Source organism: Bradyrhizobium sp. WSM4874 (genome assembly GCF_055811835.1).
In genome coordinates, this window is sequence record NZ_JBVVPR010000001.1 from 63951 (window position 1) to 80035 (window position 16085).

The 16085-nt window shown below is 64.7% G+C and carries 18 protein-coding genes; 9 read left to right on the plus strand and 9 right to left on the minus strand.

The genetic code is table 11. From position 1 onward, the window contains the following. Positions 1–20: 20 nt before the first annotated feature. Positions 21–584, minus strand: coding sequence for a helix-turn-helix domain-containing protein (locus AC0L3P_RS00335; RefSeq protein WP_354058532.1), 564 nt, complete (start codon positions 582–584; stop codon positions 21–23). Between the two features lie 352 nt (positions 585–936). Between AC0L3P_RS00335 and AC0L3P_RS00340 the strand changes: the two genes are divergently transcribed. Genes AC0L3P_RS00340 through AC0L3P_RS00350 form a run of 3 tightly spaced genes read left to right on the plus strand, consistent with a single transcriptional unit; the run spans position 937 to position 3780 of the window. Further along, the gene (locus AC0L3P_RS00340) at positions 937–2250 is read left to right on the plus strand and encodes an MFS transporter (protein WP_354058534.1); all 1314 of its coding nucleotides are present in this window, start codon (positions 937–939) and stop codon (positions 2248–2250) included. Positions 2251–2305: 55 nt separating this feature from the next. Beyond that, positions 2306–2827 (plus strand): MOSC domain-containing protein, encoded by a 522-nt coding sequence (locus tag AC0L3P_RS00345; RefSeq protein WP_275168372.1) that lies wholly within the window; start codon positions 2306–2308, stop codon positions 2825–2827. Beyond that, entirely contained in the window at positions 2824–3780 is a 957-nt protein-coding gene (locus tag AC0L3P_RS00350) for a PDR/VanB family oxidoreductase (protein ID WP_275168371.1), read from the plus strand. Before AC0L3P_RS00345 ends, AC0L3P_RS00350 begins: the two co-directional genes overlap by 4 nt. 9 nt (positions 3781–3789) lie before the next feature. Here AC0L3P_RS00350 and AC0L3P_RS00355 read toward each other — a convergent pair whose 3' ends face one another. Both AC0L3P_RS00355 and yidD read right to left on the minus strand, forming a co-directional pair. Further along, positions 3790–4002 carry a hypothetical protein gene (locus AC0L3P_RS00355; protein ID WP_473300777.1) on the minus strand — a complete coding sequence of 71 codons (213 nt, stop codon included), beginning with the start codon at positions 4000–4002 and terminating at the stop codon, positions 3790–3792. Positions 4003–4087: 85 nt separating this feature from the next. Next, positions 4088–4432 carry a membrane protein insertion efficiency factor YidD gene (gene yidD / locus AC0L3P_RS00360; RefSeq protein ID WP_275168369.1) on the minus strand — a complete coding sequence of 115 codons (345 nt, stop codon included), beginning with the start codon at positions 4430–4432 and terminating at the stop codon, positions 4088–4090. A 253-nt stretch (positions 4433–4685) separates the two neighbouring features. Between yidD and AC0L3P_RS00365 the strand changes: the two genes are divergently transcribed. After that, the gene (locus AC0L3P_RS00365) at positions 4686–5585 is read left to right on the plus strand and encodes a COG3904 family protein (RefSeq protein WP_354058544.1); all 900 of its coding nucleotides are present in this window, start codon (positions 4686–4688) and stop codon (positions 5583–5585) included. Positions 5586–5643: 58 nt separating this feature from the next. On the opposite strand, the gene AC0L3P_RS00370 is transcribed toward AC0L3P_RS00365, so the two are convergent. Then, entirely contained in the window at positions 5644–6099 is a 456-nt protein-coding gene (locus tag AC0L3P_RS00370) for an iron-sulfur cluster assembly scaffold protein (protein ID WP_473300778.1), read from the minus strand. A gap of 231 nt (positions 6100–6330) precedes the next feature. Between AC0L3P_RS00370 and folE the strand changes: the two genes are divergently transcribed. From folE to AC0L3P_RS00390, 4 genes are all read left to right on the plus strand, one after another. Continuing rightward, on the plus strand, positions 6331–7023 hold the full coding sequence (folE, locus tag AC0L3P_RS00375) for a GTP cyclohydrolase I FolE (RefSeq protein WP_007602630.1): 693 nt from the start codon (positions 6331–6333) through the stop codon (positions 7021–7023). A gap of 27 nt (positions 7024–7050) precedes the next feature. Beyond that, on the plus strand, positions 7051–7473 hold the full coding sequence (gene hisI / locus AC0L3P_RS00380) for a phosphoribosyl-AMP cyclohydrolase (protein WP_275168366.1): 423 nt from the start codon (positions 7051–7053) through the stop codon (positions 7471–7473). An 84-nt stretch (positions 7474–7557) separates the two neighbouring features. Continuing rightward, on the plus strand, positions 7558–8631 hold the full coding sequence (locus AC0L3P_RS00385) for a lytic transglycosylase domain-containing protein (RefSeq protein WP_473300779.1): 1074 nt from the start codon (positions 7558–7560) through the stop codon (positions 8629–8631). A 203-nt stretch (positions 8632–8834) separates the two neighbouring features. Next, complete coding sequence (locus tag AC0L3P_RS00390) at positions 8835–10010, plus strand: DUF2336 domain-containing protein (RefSeq protein WP_473300780.1); 1176 nt, start codon at positions 8835–8837, stop codon at positions 10008–10010. Positions 10011–10123: 113 nt separating this feature from the next. Here AC0L3P_RS00390 and AC0L3P_RS00395 read toward each other — a convergent pair whose 3' ends face one another. From AC0L3P_RS00395 to AC0L3P_RS00405, 3 genes are all read right to left on the minus strand, one after another. Continuing rightward, positions 10124–10702, minus strand: a complete 579-nt coding sequence (locus AC0L3P_RS00395) for an Hpt domain-containing protein (protein WP_354208630.1) — start codon at positions 10700–10702, stop codon at positions 10124–10126. Between the two features lie 29 nt (positions 10703–10731). Then, positions 10732–11277 (minus strand): response regulator, encoded by a 546-nt coding sequence (locus AC0L3P_RS00400; RefSeq protein ID WP_007602647.1) that lies wholly within the window; start codon positions 11275–11277, stop codon positions 10732–10734. An 88-nt stretch (positions 11278–11365) separates the two neighbouring features. Beyond that, complete coding sequence (locus tag AC0L3P_RS00405; protein ID WP_007602648.1) at positions 11366–12145, minus strand: NAD kinase; 780 nt, start codon at positions 12143–12145, stop codon at positions 11366–11368. 255 nt (positions 12146–12400) lie between these two features. On the opposite strand from AC0L3P_RS00405, the gene AC0L3P_RS00410 reads away from it, so the two are divergent. Beyond that, positions 12401–13972: a S10 family peptidase gene (locus AC0L3P_RS00410; protein WP_473300781.1), complete on the plus strand. Its 1572-nt coding sequence runs from the start codon at positions 12401–12403 to the stop codon at positions 13970–13972. Here AC0L3P_RS00410 and AC0L3P_RS00415 read toward each other — a convergent pair. Together AC0L3P_RS00415 and AC0L3P_RS00420 are read right to left on the minus strand one after the other, a co-directional pair. Beyond that, positions 13959–15347: a serine hydrolase domain-containing protein gene (locus tag AC0L3P_RS00415; RefSeq protein WP_473300782.1), complete on the minus strand. Its 1389-nt coding sequence runs from the start codon at positions 15345–15347 to the stop codon at positions 13959–13961. The two genes, AC0L3P_RS00410 and AC0L3P_RS00415, sit on opposite strands and share 14 nt — an antisense overlap. Positions 15348–15454: 107 nt before the next feature. Beyond that, entirely contained in the window at positions 15455–15997 is a 543-nt protein-coding gene (locus AC0L3P_RS00420; protein WP_354058561.1) for a tetratricopeptide repeat protein, read from the minus strand. Between the last annotated feature and the right edge of the window lie 88 nt (positions 15998–16085).

Here is a 16085-nt window from a genome sequence, read left to right on the forward strand (position 1 = left end):
GCCTGGTGCCAGGCCCGGCGTTATGCCGCCGGGCTCTGGGCGACGACGACCAGGACCTCCGCCTTCTGTCGGCCGAGGCTCCTGACCTCGTGCGGTGTCTCGCCTGAAAAATACAGGCAATCGCCCTTGCCGAGGACGAGTTCTTCGCCGTCGAGCTTGATGGCGATCTTGCCGTTGATGACAAACAGCAACTCCTCACCCGCATGCGAGGCGCGCGTCGCCGATTTGTGCGGCGGGCTCAGGAGGAACGGCTCCATCATCTTGCGGGTGCGGCCGGTTGCCAGTGGTACCACGCCAAAGGTGTCCTGAAACAGCGGGACGTTGCCGCCTTCACGGCGGAACAGCGTGTAGCGCGGCGCCGGCTCGGCGTTCGGGTCGAAGAAAGTCGCGACGTTGACCTCGAGCGCGGCTGCCATCCGCAGCAGGGCGGCGAGCGAAGGGATCTTCAGGTCGCGTTCGACCAGCGAGATATAGCCGCGCGTGAGATCACTCTGCCTGGCAAGCTGGTCCAGTGTCAGGCCCTTGGCGATCCGCGCCTGGCGAATATTGGCCCCGACGGCTGCCGCTTTGCTGACATCAAGCACGCATGAGTCTCCCGAACTGCTGATGTCTCTTTGCAACAGATGTCGCCCGACTGCCAGTCCGTCGGGGGGCGCTGTCGCTTCCGCCAGCGCGCAAGTGTATTCCCTAGGAAAACTCATGCGCAGAAATTTAGAGCAAGGGCGCGGATATTGTAAGCAGAAGCTTTGGAATATCGCATAAAATAGCTCAGGAACGGTGCAGTAAGCGTGTTTTGCCGCTCCGTACGGCAATTGCCGCGTTCCGCGCCGTTGATTTCCAGGAGTAAACATGATCGATTTTACCGTCCGGGCTGCCGATGGGCTCCGTGGACAGAACCAACTGCTTCCCCTGGCGCCGGTACTTTTGGAGACATCGATGACCGTAGCAGACGACGTAACCCTGAACGTAGCGCCGGACGAAGCGGCGAGCTTGCGGCGGATCGTGTGGTCCAGCGTGATCGGCACTGCCGTCGAATGGTACGACTTCCTCATCTACGGCACGGCGACCGCGCTGGTCTTCAACAAGGTCTTCTTCGCTGCCGGCAATCCCACGCTCGCCACCATCGCGGCCTTCGGCACTTATGCGGTCGGCTTTCTGGCGCGACCGCTTGGCGCCGCGATCTTCGGTCACTACGGCGACCGGGTGGGCCGCAAGGCGATGCTCGCGATCACGATCATGGTGATGGGCATCGGCACCTTCCTGATCGGCCTGCTTCCGACCTATCAGCAGATCGGGATCGCCGCGCCGCTGCTCTTGATTGGGCTGCGATTCCTTCAGGGCATTGGCCTCGGCGGCGAATGGGGTGGTGCGGTGTTGATGGTGGTGGAGAATTGCCCGACGCACCGCCGCGGTCTGCTCGGCAGCATGGTGCAGGTCGGCAATCCCATCGGCAATCTCGCCGCGATCGGCATGTTTGCGCTGGTGGCGAGCCTGCCGGAAAGTGAGTTCATGTCCTATGGCTGGCGCATTCCGTTCCTGATCTCGATCTTGCTGGTCGGCGTCGGTCTCTACATCCGCCTCAACATGGAAGAGACCGTGGCCTTCCGTCAGGTCCAGGCCAAAAAGGAGGTCGCAAGTCTGCCGCTGGTCGAGATCTTCAGGCATCACCGCCGGCCTTTCTTTACTGCGGTCGGGCTGAAGATCTCGGAGATCGCCTATGCCAGCATCGGCGGCGTGTTCGTGATGTCCTACGCCACGGCGAATCTTGGCTTGTCGCGTACGGTGGTATTGAACGGCGCCTTCGCGGCATCGCTGGTCGCGCTGCTCGCCATTCCGCTGTTCGGTTGGCTGTCCGACATCGTCGGCCGCAAAAAGATGTTCTATGCAAGCTGTCTGTTTTCGGCGCTGTTTGCCTTTCCGCTGTTCTGGCTACTCAACACCCGCGATCCCACCATCGTCATCTGCACCATCGTGGTCGCGATTACTTTCGGGCAGATGGTGATGTTCGGTATCGGCGCGCCCTGGTACTCCGAGCTGTTTTCCGCGCGGCTGCGCTATAGCGGCGCCTCGCTCGGGTTTCAGGTCGGGGCGGCCATCAGTGGCGGATTGACGCCGCTGATTGCGGCGGCTCTGATGGCCTGGAGTGGCGGCGCCACCTGGCCGGTTTCGCTGCTGCTGATCGGCTGCGCCGCCATCACGGCGACCGCGACCATGTTCGCGCCGGAAATGGCGAACAAGGAACTGACCTGATCCCGCGGCGCGCCGCTGCTGGCGGCGCGCCATCACTTCGCATAAGGATTTTGTCATGCTCGATGAGATAGGCGCCGGCTCGGCTGATAGCACAGCACGCCTCGGCTGGACTGGCCTAGTCCGCTTCCTCCATCTCGCTCCACGCGCGTTCCTGCCAATGCGCGCGATGGAGCAGCTCGTTCTCGTCGCCGGCCAAGGGATCGAGGGCGACCGCTACATGATCGGGCGCGAGGAAGGATATTATTCGCACAAGCCCGAGGAGGGCCGGCAGGTCACCCTGTTCGAGCTCGAAACCTTGATCGCGCTCAAGCGCGACGCGGGAATCGAACTCGGTCCCGAAGAGCATCGCCGCAACGTGACGGTCGAGGGCGTGCCGTTGAATCATCTGGTCGGCCGCCGCTTCTGGTTAGGTGAGACCTTGCTGGAAGCAACCCGATTATCGATTCCATGCCGGCATATCGAGGAGATCACCGGCAAGGCGATCTTCGATCCGCTCATCAACCGCTCGGGCCTGAACTGCAGGATATTGCAAGGCGGCATCGTCAGGGTCGGCGACACCGTGCGGAACGCGGCATGAGCGTACGGCCCATCACGACGATCAAGACGGTTGTCGCCGGCATCGAGGGCGCCGGCGCGGGCATCAAGGTGTTCACGCTGGCCGATCCCGACCGTTGGGCCCTGCCGCCGTTCAAGCCTGGCGCCCACATCGACCTGCATCTGCCGAACGGTCTCGTGCGGACCTATTCGCTGTGCAACGAGCCCGCCGACAACTCGCGTTACGTCATCGCGGTCAAACGCGAGGCCGATGGGCGCGGCGGTTCGCGCGCGCTTCACGACGAGGTTGGCATAGGCGACGTCATCGGCGTGTCACTGCCGCGCGGCGGGCTGGAGCCGGGTGCGGACATTGCGCGCCATGTGTTCGTCGCGGGTGGCATCGGCGTGACGCCGTTCTTGTCGATGGCCCGTCACCTCCTGCAGATTGGCAATGCAGACTTTGTGCTGCACCTCATCGTTCGCGAGGAGGTGCCGCTTGCCGCACACCTCGCGCCGCTGATGGAAGCGGGGCGTGTCGTCGTGCACCGCACGTCCTGCGCCGGGCGTCCGGATCTGGCGTCGCTGGTCGGAGAGGTTGGGGTGCAGACGATGGTGGCCTGCTGCGGGCCCGAAGGCATGACCGAAGAGTTCGAGGGCGTGACCGCAGCCTGGCCCGCAGCCAACGTTCACATCGAGCGCTTCGTGGCGCCGCCACCGGTGATCGACCCCGACGCAAAACCTTTCGTGCTGTCGCTGGCACGTACGGGGACGGAAATCCCGGTTCGCGCCGGCCAGACCATGCTGGCCGCCTTGCAGGAAGGAGGCATCGACGTATCGACGTCCTGCTGCGGCGGCATCTGCGGCGCCTGCAAGGTCGGCTGGATCGAGGGCAAGCCCGTGCACCGCGATCGCGTCCTGTCGCCCTATGAGCGCGAACGCTTTCTCATGATCTGCGTCGCCGGATCAGACGCCGACCGGCTGGTGCTGGACCTCTGAAGTCTAGCCCTACCAGTGCACGCTCTGGCTCGGCACGATGAATGCCGTCGTGCTGGGCGGCGTGGCAGTGCTCGTCGCCAAATACCAGCCGGAGCCGACGACGAGCATTAGCAGAGCGATGATGGCGATCATGTCGAGGGTTCTGGGATCGTGGCCTCGCGAACCACCCCGCGAATCCGGTCTAGACCTGACGCGAAAATGAGGGCTGATTTTCCAGCGCATTGTTGTTTCCTCCCGCGGGAGCATCACATCAACGCGAGGGGAGAATTTCGGTTCCACTCAGGGTAGCGACGCCTAAGGAGCCGCATCAGTCTTGGGATGCGTTGACGCCGCGCCAGCGGCCGTAGCGCCAAGGCGAGTACCAGTGTGCGCCCTGTGGCGCGGTGAGGGGCACGTTGTCGATGCCCGAGGTGCCGAACGGGTTGCAACGGAGCAGGCGCGCGAGCGTCATCCAGCCGCCGGCCCACAGCCCGAACCTTTCGATCGCCTCGTCGCCATAGACCGAGCAGGTCGGCAGGTGCCGGCAATTGTAGCCAACCAGCGGCGAGAGCGTGTGGCGGTAGAGCCAGATCAGCGCACGGCCGAATTTGCGCGGAAGCCGGAGCGCGCCCGCGACGGGATTGGAACAGTGCTCGCAGGCTGATTGCTTCATGGGCGCTTTGCTGAGATCGTGGGCGAGGTTCTGCGCGGTTCCGGTGCAGGGAACTGTAAGCTGTTGTTTGTACGTCATATTTTGCATGCTTTTTGGGAGCAGTGCAGCAAGTGCCTATGGACGAGCTGTATTCCCCCGGATACCATTTTTGTGACGTTCATGTGAGACTCATTGGAACGTCAGAACGGGGCTTGGCTGAGTCGGTTCGCTGTAAGGCTTGGGTCAAAGCTTGGGACTTGGGGAAGGGACCAGTTTGAAACTTCTGAAGGCGCTCAAACTTCGCGGCTGGTTGCTGGTGGGAACCGCTGCTTGTGGAGTCGTGTTGGCTGGCGCCGTCGCGACCCTCGGGTCGTCGGCTCGGGCCGGTGCTGCCCTCGAAGAGCGCAAGCTGCCGATGAAGTTCGGCTGGGTCGCCTGCGAGCCGAATTGCCGCGGTTGGGTCAGCGCGGTCGGCATCATCACCGCCGATACGCCCAGGGACTTCGAAGAGTTTTCCCGCGGACGCCAGCTCGGCGGCGCCACCGTGGTGCTCGATTCCAGCGGCGGTTCCGTCAACGACGCGATCACGCTCGGCCGGCGCTTCCGCAATCTCGGACTTTTGACCACCGTCGGCATCAGCGTTCAGAGCCGCGGCGGGCAGACGGTTCGTCCGGCGGTCGCGCCTCAGGCCTATTGCGAATCCATGTGCGTATTCCTGCTGCTGGCCGGCAAGAAGCGCTACGTGCCGGAAGCGGCCCATGTGCGGGTCCACCAGATCTGGATGGGCGATCGCGCCGATGATGCCAAGGCGGCGAGCTACAGCGCGCAGGACCTGATGATTGTGGAGCGCGACATCGGTCGGCTCGCCAAATACACGTTCGACATGGGCGGTGCCGGCGATCTGCTGTCGCTCGCGCTCAGCGTCCCGCCCTGGGAAGATTTGCACGAGCTCGATGCAGGGGAGCTCAAGCTCACCAATCTCGTGACGACGGATCTCGTGGCCGACGTGCTGCCGCATGTCGACATCTCGGCGCCGGCAATGGCGGAGCTGGCACCGAAGACCCAGGCGAGGTTCGGTGCGGAACCGGAGCAGCCTGCCAAATCGACCAAGACGGCGGAAGCGCTGGTCCCGACGGGCAGCGTGGCCACGCCGGTTGCGGCGTCGCAGAAGTAGCCTCGAATTGCCGATTTCATTTCGGGCCCAGCGACGAGCCCGGAATCAGCCTCCGGAATTAGCCTTGCGCCGCAGCCGGCTGCTTCGCCTTAGCCTCGATCTGCCCGATGGCATCGACCACGGCATCGAAGGTCAGGAGCGTCGATGCGTGGCGCGCCTTGTAGTCGCGGACCGGCTCGAGGAACTTGATCTCTTCCCATTTGCCTTCAGGAGGCGCGCCGTTCTCCTTCAGCATCTTGCGAACAGTTTCGCGTAACTCGCGGAGTTCGCTCGCAGTCGATCCGACGATCTGACTTGCCATGATGGATGAAGACGCCTGTCCCAGCGCGCAGGCCTTCACGTCGTGGGCGAAGTCGGTGACCTTGTCGCCCTCCATCTTGAGGTCGATTTTGACGGTCGAGCCGCACAGCTTGGAGTGGGCGGTGGCGGTGGCATCGGGATCCGGCAACCGCCCGAGCCGCGGAATATTCCCGGCCAGTTCGATGATCCGCTTGTTATAAATGTCGTTCAGCATGTGATGGAGTCCAGCAGGATCGGCCTTGGCGTGCGCCGTCCACGGCCCTATATAGGGTCGGAACTGGCGGAAAAACAGTCCAGCGCTGCGACAGTGGTGTGATCCAGAACCGTGCTGTCGGCGTTCTAACTTGCAGATCTTTTCGCCGAAACTGTTCTCTCAGGCGTCCGGCGGTTCGCCGCCCCGTCTGCCGGTGACACTCCGGCCGCAAGGCCGTCGAACGGAGTAGACATGGACGCTACCATCAAATCCATCCGCCCCAACAAGCCCTCCGACCGGCAGCCCGAGAGCCGTCCGGCGGAGCTTGATCCTTCCGAATTCCTCGCAGCCGCCGTCCGCGCCGACCAGCCGCGCCCCGCGCGCGCCGAGGCCGAGCAGGCGGTTAAGACGCTGCTCGCCTATATCGGCGAGAATACCAACCGCGAGGGTTTGCTCGACACGCCGCGCCGCGTGGTCGAGGCTTTCGACGAACTCTATCAGGGCTACCACCAGTGCCCAGCCGAGGTGCTCGATCGCACCTTCGGCGAGACCGCCGGCTATGATGATTTCGTCCTTGTGCGCGACATCGAGTTCACCTCGCAATGCGAGCATCACATGATGCCGTTCTATGGCAAGGCGCACATCGCCTACACGCCGGTGGAACGCGTGGTCGGCCTCTCGAAGCTTGCGCGCCTCACCGACATCTTCGCCCGCCGGCTCCAGACCCAGGAGCACATGACCGCGCAGATCGCGGCGGCGATCGACGAGATCCTCAAGCCGCGCGGCGTTGCCGTGCTGATCGAGGCCGAGCATACCTGCATGTCGGTGCGCGGCGTCGCCAAGCATGGCGCCTCCACCTTCACCAGCCGCTTCACCGGCATGTTCCGCGACAATCCGGCGGAGCAGGCCCGTTTTCTGTCCCTGGTGCGAGGCCTGCAGCGCTGACCTCGCGAACAGACCGGCGAGGGCGTTGTGTCCGCTCACTCTCATGAAACCGAGGAAGGTCTCGCCTTCCTTCCCAGGTTCGATGCGGCCGGCCTCGTGACCGTCGTTGCGACCGACGTCGCCACTGGCGACGTGCTGATGGTCGCGCACATGAACGACGAGGCGCTGCGCAAGACCATCGCGACCGGCGAGGCCTGGTACTTCAGCCGCTCGCGCAATGCCTTGTGGCGAAAAGGTGAGACCTCAGGTCAGACCCAGCGTGTGGTCGAGATCCGCACCGATTGCGATCAGGATGCGGTCTGGCTCCGTGTCGAGCAGATCGGTGCCGCGTGTCACACTGGCCGCCGCTCCTGCTTCTACCGCAAGGTCGAGGCCGAAGACGGCGGCGCCAGGCTCGTCTTCGTCGATGCAGACAGGCTGTTCGATCCGGACGCGGTGTACAAGAAGTAGTCCTCCCGTCATGCGGAGGTGCCGGCCCGAATTAACCCCGCATTAACCATACCTGTCCCACGGTGATACGATTAGGGCGCCGAATTGCCGGCGCCCCTCAACGCCGCGCGGGGCGGGCATTTCATCATGTCGGTCGATAATTCCAGTGCCTCTCCGACGGCGGTTCTCGATCCGTCGCGGGCACGCGTCGCCGGTGCGATCAAGCAGGCCTCGAACGTCGGTGGCGTCAGCTTCCAATACATGCTGACCACCGCCAAGATGGAATCGGATTTCGATCCCACGGCGGGGGCGACTACGTCATCAGCGCACGGGCTCTACCAGTTCATCGACCAGACCTGGCTCGGCACGGTGAAGGAAGCGGGTACCCAGCTCGGCTATGGCAACTACTCCGACGCCATCACCAGGACGTCGTCGGGCACCTACACCGTCGATGATCCCGCGATGAAGCGGTCGATCATGAAGCTGCGCGACGATCCGGAGGCCGCGTCCAGCATGGCGGCTGCGCTGACGCAATCGAACAGCTTCAAGCTCACCGGCCTGCTCGGCCGCAGGCCGTCCGACAGCGAACTCTACATGGCGCATTTCATGGGGGTCGGCGGCGCCGCGAAACTGATCGCCAATGCCGAGGACAATCCGCAAGCGGTCGGCGCGCGGTTGTTTCCCAACGCGGCCTCCGCCAATCGCTCGATCTTCTACGCCAAGGACGGCCGCGCGCGCAGCGTCTCCGAGGTCTATTCGGTGCTGGATGCACGCTACGCCAGCGCGGCAAATTCGAAAGCCACCCGCAGCGCGATGGCGATTTATGGCGGCACGCCGTCGACCACGCAGGTCGCGAGCGCCAACGGCGTACAGCCTGCCGCGCCGCTGATCGACAATGCCGCGTATCTCCAGACCTTTCCGAACACACGCGCGGTGACGCCGGTCAGCGCGACAGCGCCAATGACGGTCGCGGACAATGCACCGAGCACGCCGGTGTTTCGCTCGATCTATCAGCCCGGCGACACCACCCAGCCGGTCTCGACGACCGTGCAGAAATTGTGGGGCAACAATGCCTCGCTCACCTCGGTCGCGACCTCGGCCGCATCGGCGACGCCCGACGTCCGGCCGCCGCAGCCGCTTGACCTTTTCAGCGATCGCAGCGGCACGTTCTCAAGCTAACACGCACCCCGTGTCTCGGACGCGTCGCAGCGTGAACGCTGCTGCGCACGTCCCGGCGCGTGCGGGTCGCCTTTGTTCCCTTAATAAAACGTCAATAAAACCAGCCAGTTATGGTGAACGCTTTGTTAAGCGTCGTGGTTTATTTTGTGTTGCAGGTGACAAGCCGTCACCGCTTCGTCTTCGTTGCGTAAGCCGGAAGCACCATGATCGTTCGGCAGTTCATCAATTGGATCAGGACGGCGCCCGCTGGCGAGCGGGCCGAGGCAACGCGGGCGCTGGCCCGGGCCTGGCTGATCTCAGACCTTTCCCATGACGACCGTGTTGCCGCTGAAGGCGCGCTTCTGATGCTGCTCGACGATGCCTCGCCGCTGGTGCGGCAGGCGATGGCCGAGGCGTTTGCGCGCAGCACCGAGGCGCCGGCGTCGATCGTGCGGGCGCTGTCGGCGGACCAGCCGACCGTCGCGTTGCCCGTGCTCGAACATTCTCCGCTGCTGATCGACGCCGATCTCGTCGACATCGTCGCGACCGGTAGCGACGAGGTGCAGTGCGCGGTCGCGCGCCGCATCGCGCTGCCGGTATCGGTCTGCGCCGCCATTGCCGAAGTCGGCTGCGCGGCGGCAGCGCTCGAGCTGATCGAAAATCCTCATGCCGAGCTTGCGCCGTTCTCCTGGGATCGCATCGTCGAGCGTCACGGCCATCTCGCTGCGATCCGCGAGGCGATGCTGGTGCTGGAGGATCTGCCGTCCGCAACGCGCGCCGCGCTGGTGGCAAAACTCTCGGAGACGCTGGCTCAATTCGTCGTGGCCCGGAACTGGCTGACTGCTAACCGCGCCGAGCGCATCGCGACGGAGGCGCGCGACCGCTCCACCATGAACATCGCGGCGCGCTCGCGCGGCGAAGACATGGAAGGTCTGGTTCGGCACCTGCGCATCACCGGCCAACTCACCGCGGGTCTCATTCTGCGCGCGCTGCTGTCGAGTAATCTCGACCTGTTCGATGCGGCGCTGGCTGAGCTCGCCGAGTTGCCGCTGGCGCGCGTGTCCGCGCTGCTGCACGATCGCGGCGGCAACAGCCTGCACGCGCTGCTCCGTCGCGCCGGGCTTCCCGAGACGACGTTTGCGGCCTTCCAAGTCGCCCTCGATGCCTGCCACGAGCAAGGCTTCGTCGACAGCGACGACAATGCGGCGCGGCTGCGCCGCCGCATGGTCGAGCGCGTGCTCACCCATTGCGAGACCGACCGCGGCGCGACGGAGCCGCTGATGGTCCTGCTGCGCCGCTTCGCCACCGAATCCGCCCGCGAAGAGGCAAGGCTGTTCTGCGACGAGCTGGTCGCGGACGAGACGGTTGATCCGGTGTATGGCGAGCTGATTGCGGCGTAGTTCGAGCCGGTCCCGAAAACTCCGTCATTGCGAGCGTAGCGAAGCAATCCAGAATCCCATCGCGGGAACAGTCTGGATTGCTTCGCTACTCTCGCAATGACGAGAGGGAAAAGCTACCCCGCCGGCGCGATGCTGGGCGCCAGGATCACCTCGAGATGCTCGGGGCGGTCGCGGTTGGCGTGGGCGAGATAGTCGTCGGCGACCTTCCGCAGGCGCCGGCCGAGCTCGGCGGAGACGCTGATGCTGTCGAGTTTGGTATTCTCGTGCACGATGGCGAGGATGGCGTTGATGTGGTGCGTGAACAACTCGGCCGGCACCTTTTCGAGATCGGGCGCGTGCTCGATGACGCGGCACAGGCTCTCGGCTACGCCCGCCGCCGCCGGATAGCCGAAGGTCGCGGCATCGCCCTTGATGTCGTGCGCGGCGCGAAACAACTCGTCGCGCCTGTCCTTGGTGAAGCCGTCGTGTCGGATGGCGACGTAGGCGGCCGATAGCCGATTGATCTCGGTCGCCATCCAGTCCTTGAACTCGCCGGCGAGGCCCGCGAGTGCCTGTTCGGCGCGGCCGACCGGATCGTCCATGTCCTTCTCTTCGACACGGCGCAGGACCGACCGCAGCGGGTTGGGCTGTGTGATGATTTGATGCGTGGCGAAGGCCGTGATCTCGATGTCTCTTGCGCTGTTCTTCGCCATGGTCGGCCTCGATCGTGAGAGACGTTGCGCTAGATGGTGGAGCGGGCCTTGTCGAGCAGCGAGGGCTGCTGCAGCACCTCGTGCTTTTCGCCGACGCGGCGCTCGGGGCCCATATAGGCGGAGTTGATGTTGCGGCGCCGGTCCGGGCCGAAATAGGTCTTGGTCTTGATGAAGGGGCGGGGACTGGCGACCACGTTGAGGATGCGCTGGTAGAGCCCCTTGGCCGAGATCGGTTTGGCCAGGAATTCGGTGACGCCGGCATCGCGCGCCACCGTGACGCGGCGCTTCTCGGAATGGCCGGTCAGCATGATGATCGGCGCGTAGGGATTGCCCTTGGATTCCGGCTGCCGGATCATCTGCGCCAGCTCGAGCCCGTCGAAGATCGGCATCGCCCAGTCGGTGATGACGATGTCGGGCACATAATGGCTGTACATTTCCAGCGCCGTGGCGCCGTCCTCGGCCTCGTAGACTTCGCGCGCGCCAAAGGAATGCAGCAGCGTCCGCAGGATGCGGCGCATGTGCGGATTGTCGTCGCAGACGAGGAAACGCAGCTTGTTGAAATCGATGCGGAACATGGAGCCCGGGCCGGAGCGGTCAACTTTCGTTAACCATATCTCGCCGGGGGTTAATGAAGGGTTGCGATCTGCAGTCCGGCGAGGCGGCTCAAGAGCCGAACTGTTCGCGCAGAATACGCTCTTCCAGGCTGTGACCGGGGTCGAACAGCATGCGCATCGAGATGGTCCTGTCGGACAGCACCTCGACGCGGCGAACATCGCGCACCTCGTCGTGGTCGGCGACCGCCGCCACGGGGCGCTTGTCGCCCTCCAGCACCTCAATCACGACGTAAGCCGTGTTCGGCAGCAACGCGCCGCGCCAGCGTCGCGGGCGGAAGGCGCTGATCGGCGTCAGCGCCAGGAGCGCGGCGTTGATCGGCAGGATCGGTCCCTGAGCGGACAGATTGTAGGCGGTCGAGCCGGCCGGCGTTGCCACCATGATGCCGTCGGCGATCAACTCGGACATGCGCTCGCGCTCGTCGATCAGGATCCGCAGGCGCGCGGCCTGGTAGGTCTGGCGGAACAGGGCGACCTCGTTGATGGCGTGATGCAGGTGGACGCGGTCGTTGGCGTCGGTCGCGCGCATCAGGAGCGGGTGGATTTCGGATTCCTGCGCCGCCTCGAGACGGGCTCGAAGATCGACGGTCGAGTACTCGTTCATCAGGAAGCCGACGGTGCCGCGGTGCATGCCGTAGATCGGCTTGCCCGTATGCATGTGCTGATGCAGCGTCTGGAGCATGAGCCCGTCGCCGCCGAGCGCGACCACGATGTCGGCGTCCTTCGGATCGCAATTGCCGAAGTCCCTGGTGAGCTGGCCGAAGGCGGCTTGCGCCTCGCTGCTCGGGCTGGCGACGAAGGCGATCCGGTCGTATCGCGCTGGCTTGGTCATGGCTTCCGGGCAGGGCCGCTGGCTGGAGAAAGTTCCGCCGGGCTCGTCTAACGATCTCGACCTCGATTGTCGAGGAGGACCGCCCTTCAAAGGAGACTGGCAACTGGCCATCTCGGCCTGAAGACAAAACCGGGTCGATTTATGCCTAACCGGGCCCTTCAGGCGCGGCCGGGCCTGTGATCCCCCAAACCGTCGCAATTCCGAGCTAGCCTCACCGTCCGCGCCGGTTCTTGCAGCCGGGCAGGGAGAACGATCATGAACATGAAGATCCCGGCGCTCCGCCGTGCGACGCTGGTGCTGGTGCTGGTGCTGGCAGTGTCGGCAGTCGCGCTCGCAGGATTTGCGCGCGCCGACGATCCGCCGCAGCTGCGCGCCGAGGCGGCGGCCGGACAAAAGGGCGGTCGCGGCGGCGCACAAAGCGCGTCGCAGAATGCATCGTCATCCGCCGAGCCGCACCGTCTTCCGTCGGATTCGACCACGAAGCAGACGCTCGATCTTCCCGGCCGCACCCTCAATTTCGCGGCGACCGCCGGATCGATCCGCGTGTTCGACGGCAAGGGCGAGCCGCTGGCCGACATCGCCTATACTTCCTATGAACTCGACGGCGCCGATCGTGCGACACGCCCGGTGACGTTCCTGTTCAACGGCGGGCCCGGAGCGTCCTCGGCATGGCTCCAGTTCGGCGCGGCCGGGCCGTGGCGGCTAGCGCTCGATGGCGAAGCGCTGTCGCCGTCCGCCTCACCCGAGGTGAAGCCGAACGCGGAGACCTGGCTCGATTTCACCGATCTCGTCTTCATCGATCCCGTCAGCACCGGCTACAGCCGCTTTGTCGCGACCGGCGATGACGCGCGCAAATCGTTCTACTCCGTCGACGGCGACGTCAATTCGATCGCGTTGGTGATCCGCCGCTGGCTGGAGAAGCATGACCGGCTGACCTCGCCGAAATACGTCGCCGGCGAAAGCTATGGCGGCATTCGCGGGCCGAAGGTGGTGCGCCAGTTGCAGCTCCAGCACGGCGTCGGCGTCAGGGGATTGATCCTGGTGTCGCCGCTCCTGGACTTCCGCGAGTTCACCGGCACCAGCCTCCTGCAATATGTCGCGACGCTGCCGAGCTATGTCGCGGTGGCGCGCGAGGCGAAAGGCCCGGTCAAGCGCGCCGATCTCGTCGATGTCGAGGCTTACGCGCGCGGCGAATTCCTGGCCGACCTCGTCAAGGGCGAGGCGGACAAGGAGGCGACCAATCGTCTTGCCGACAAGGTCGCCGAGCTCACCGGCATCGACCAGGCGGTCAGCCGCCGGCTTGCCGGCCGCTTCGACGTCGGCGAATTCCGCCGCGAGTTCGACCGCAAGAATGGCAAGGTCACGGGGCGCTACGATGCCTCGGTGCGCGGCTTCGATCCCTATCCGGATTCGAGCAGCTCGCGGTTCGGTGATCCCTCCGGCGATGCGCTGCAAGCGCCGCTGACGAGCGCCGCGGTTGAGCTGCTGACACGCAAGCTCAACTGGCGGCCCGATGGCTCCTACGAGGTGTTGAACGGCGCCGTCGAGGGTCACTGGGATTTCGGCCGCGGCATCAACCCGCCGCAGTCGGTCTCCGAGCTGCGCCAGATCCTCGCCACGGATGCGAAGCTGAACGTGCTGGTCGCGCACGGCCTGTTCGATCTCGCCACGCCCTATTTCGGCTCCAAGCGCGTGCTCGACCAGTTGCCGGCCTTCGCAACACAGCGAGTCAAGTTCGTCGTCTATCCCGGCGGCCACATGTTCTATTCGCGCGACGGCTCGCGCCAAGCCCTTCGGAGCGAGGTCGAGACTCTCATTCGGGAGTAGGCCGTCGCTTGCGCGGCTTGTATCTCCGCGCGATCTCGCGCGCCACGACGGCCGCAGGCTTGACGTTGGCGCCCGCGATCCAGACGTCGCTGATCCTCCCGCGCTTGTCGCGGACGCGGCGCACCGGCTCGCCGTGGCTGGAGTAGCCGGCGGCCCAGGCGAGCTTGCCGGTGTCGCGGCCGGTGACCTCGATCTCGGCGGCATCCATGAACGGGTTGTTGAACTGGGGATTGGCGACCAGCACGCGGTTGCCGACCGGCACGAGGTCGTTCGCGCCCCAGATCGTCCACCAGCGGCCGGTCCAGTCGCGCACGCGGCGGTCGGGTGCACCACGGGCTTGGAAGACGCGCAGGATCTGCATCGCGCCGTCCATCCAGAACGGCGCCGCGCCGTCGATGGAGTTGCTGAGGATACTGATCGCGAGCTCGCAAGCGGGGATGGAGCAGGTCCGGGAGATGTAACCTTGAAAGCCGCCGCCATGGCCGAACCAATCCCAGCCGTCGGTTTTGCCGGCGTTGACGCCGAGGCCGTAGTAGGCCTCGAAGCTTTGCGGCACGCGCCAATGGTTTCGCGTCATCTCGCGGCGGCTCGCGACCGATAGCACGCTCTTCTTCGCATTGGGCGCGAGCTGCGCGTAGAAGCGGGCGGTATCGGCGGCGGTCGCGATGAAGCCGGCGGCGGAGGCCATCGCTTGCGCGGGATTGTCGCCGGGGATCACGCATCGCTCCCCGTACGGCAGCTTGCGGGTGTGGCCGCGCGCGAACGACGCGCCCTTGGGAAGCGGTGCATCCGGCTCGGTCTCGCGCAGGCCCGCGGGTTCGATGATCTCGCGCTTGATCCAGACCGGGTAGGGCTCCTTCGTCACGGCCTCGATGACGAGACCGATCAGCCCAAAGCCGTGATTGGAATATTTGAAGCGTGTGCCCGGCTCGATTGCGGTCGGCAGCTTCAATTCCGCGAGCAGCTCGCTCGCGTCGAGATAGGGACGGCTGTCGATGAACTGGCCGGAATCGGCGCCGTCCCGCGTCAGTCCCGCACTGTGCGAGAGCACTTGCGCAATCGTCGTTTCGGCGACGCGCGGATGCAGGCCGGCGACATATTGGCCGATAGAATCGTCGAGCCGGAGCTTGCGCTGCTCGCGAAGCTTCATGACGCCGGCGGAGGTGAAGCTCTTCGAGTGCGAGGCGACGCGGAAGCGGTGGCGCGGGGTGAGCTTCTCGCCGGTGTCGAGATTGGCGAGGCCGAACGCATGCTCGGCAACGACCTCGCCGCGATGGACGAAGGCGACCATGACGCCCGGCTGCTGGATTGTGGTGTGCTGGAATTCGATCCAGGAGCCGATGTAGTCGATCGCGGATCGCAGCCACTTGTCCATTGCGCACCGATTTGCGAGGGGAGGACTGGTGGGCAAGCTAGCCGAGAACGCAGAACGGGCACAACCCTGCGGTTGTGCCCGTTCGCCTCATTCGAAAATGCGATGCGCTAATAGACGAGGGTCGCGCCGGTCGGCTTGTCGAGCGCGGCGGCGAGCGAGCGATACTCGGAGCTGTCAGTGCCGGCGAGCGAGGCGAGCTTGTTCAGGTGATACTGCGCCTGCTCGCGGTTGCCCTGCTCGAGCTGCCAGAGGCCATAATACTGCCAGGTGCGGACGTGGTTCGGATCGTCCTTCAGCGCCAGCTCGTAATAGACCTTCGACGACTGGTAGTCGCCGAGCTTACGATAGGAATAGCCGATCAGATTGGCGACGTCGGCGACGTCGTCGCGCTTGAGCGACTTCAGCTGGCCGATCGCGCCGGTGTAGTCGTGATTGTCATAGATCGTGGTGTAGGCGGTGCGATAGGCAGCAAGGAATTTCGGATCGCTGATGGAGGAGCTCTTCTTCTTGCCCTTTTTGGTCGAGGTGTCCGACGCCGGCGGAGAGGAGGGGGTGTCGCCACCTGCGGCATAGGCGCTGGTCAGAGCCGGCCCGGCCGCCAATGTCATGGCGACAAGTCCCGGCACAAGAAGCGTTGAGAGTTTGCGCATCGAAGTTCTCCGGTATGGAACGTGGCGATCCTACACGATTGCCCAAAGACCGGAACACCCATCAGGCAAAAACATTCCCGGCATCCCG

Bases quoted from the DNA above. Each gene is read 5' to 3' on its own strand.
- AC0L3P_RS00340 (WP_354058534.1), top strand. From the start codon at position 937: ATGACCGTAGCAGACGACGTAACCCTGAACGTAGCGCCGGACGAAGCG.
- AC0L3P_RS00345 (WP_275168372.1), top strand. From the start codon at position 2,306: ATGCTCGATGAGATAGGCGCCGGCTCGGCTGATAGCACAGCACGCCTC.
- AC0L3P_RS00350 (WP_275168371.1), top strand. From the start codon at position 2,824: ATGAGCGTACGGCCCATCACGACGATCAAGACGGTTGTCGCCGGCATC.
- AC0L3P_RS00355 (WP_473300777.1), bottom strand. From the start codon at position 4,002: ATGCGCTGGAAAATCAGCCCTCATTTTCGCGTCAGGTCTAGACCGGAT.
- yidD (WP_275168369.1), bottom strand. From the start codon at position 4,432: ATGAAGCAATCAGCCTGCGAGCACTGTTCCAATCCCGTCGCGGGCGCG.
- AC0L3P_RS00370 (WP_473300778.1), bottom strand. From the start codon at position 6,099: ATGCTGAACGACATTTATAACAAGCGGATCATCGAACTGGCCGGGAAT.
- folE (WP_007602630.1), top strand. From the start codon at position 6,331: ATGGACGCTACCATCAAATCCATCCGCCCCAACAAGCCCTCCGACCGG.
- AC0L3P_RS00390 (WP_473300780.1), top strand. From the start codon at position 8,835: ATGATCGTTCGGCAGTTCATCAATTGGATCAGGACGGCGCCCGCTGGC.
- AC0L3P_RS00395 (WP_354208630.1), bottom strand. From the start codon at position 10,702: ATGGCGAAGAACAGCGCAAGAGACATCGAGATCACGGCCTTCGCCACG.
- AC0L3P_RS00400 (WP_007602647.1), bottom strand. From the start codon at position 11,277: ATGTTCCGCATCGATTTCAACAAGCTGCGTTTCCTCGTCTGCGACGAC.
- AC0L3P_RS00405 (WP_007602648.1), bottom strand. From the start codon at position 12,145: ATGACCAAGCCAGCGCGATACGACCGGATCGCCTTCGTCGCCAGCCCG.
- AC0L3P_RS00410 (WP_473300781.1), top strand. From the start codon at position 12,401: ATGAACATGAAGATCCCGGCGCTCCGCCGTGCGACGCTGGTGCTGGTG.
- AC0L3P_RS00415 (WP_473300782.1), bottom strand. From the start codon at position 15,347: ATGGACAAGTGGCTGCGATCCGCGATCGACTACATCGGCTCCTGGATC.
- AC0L3P_RS00420 (WP_354058561.1), bottom strand. From the start codon at position 15,997: ATGCGCAAACTCTCAACGCTTCTTGTGCCGGGACTTGTCGCCATGACA.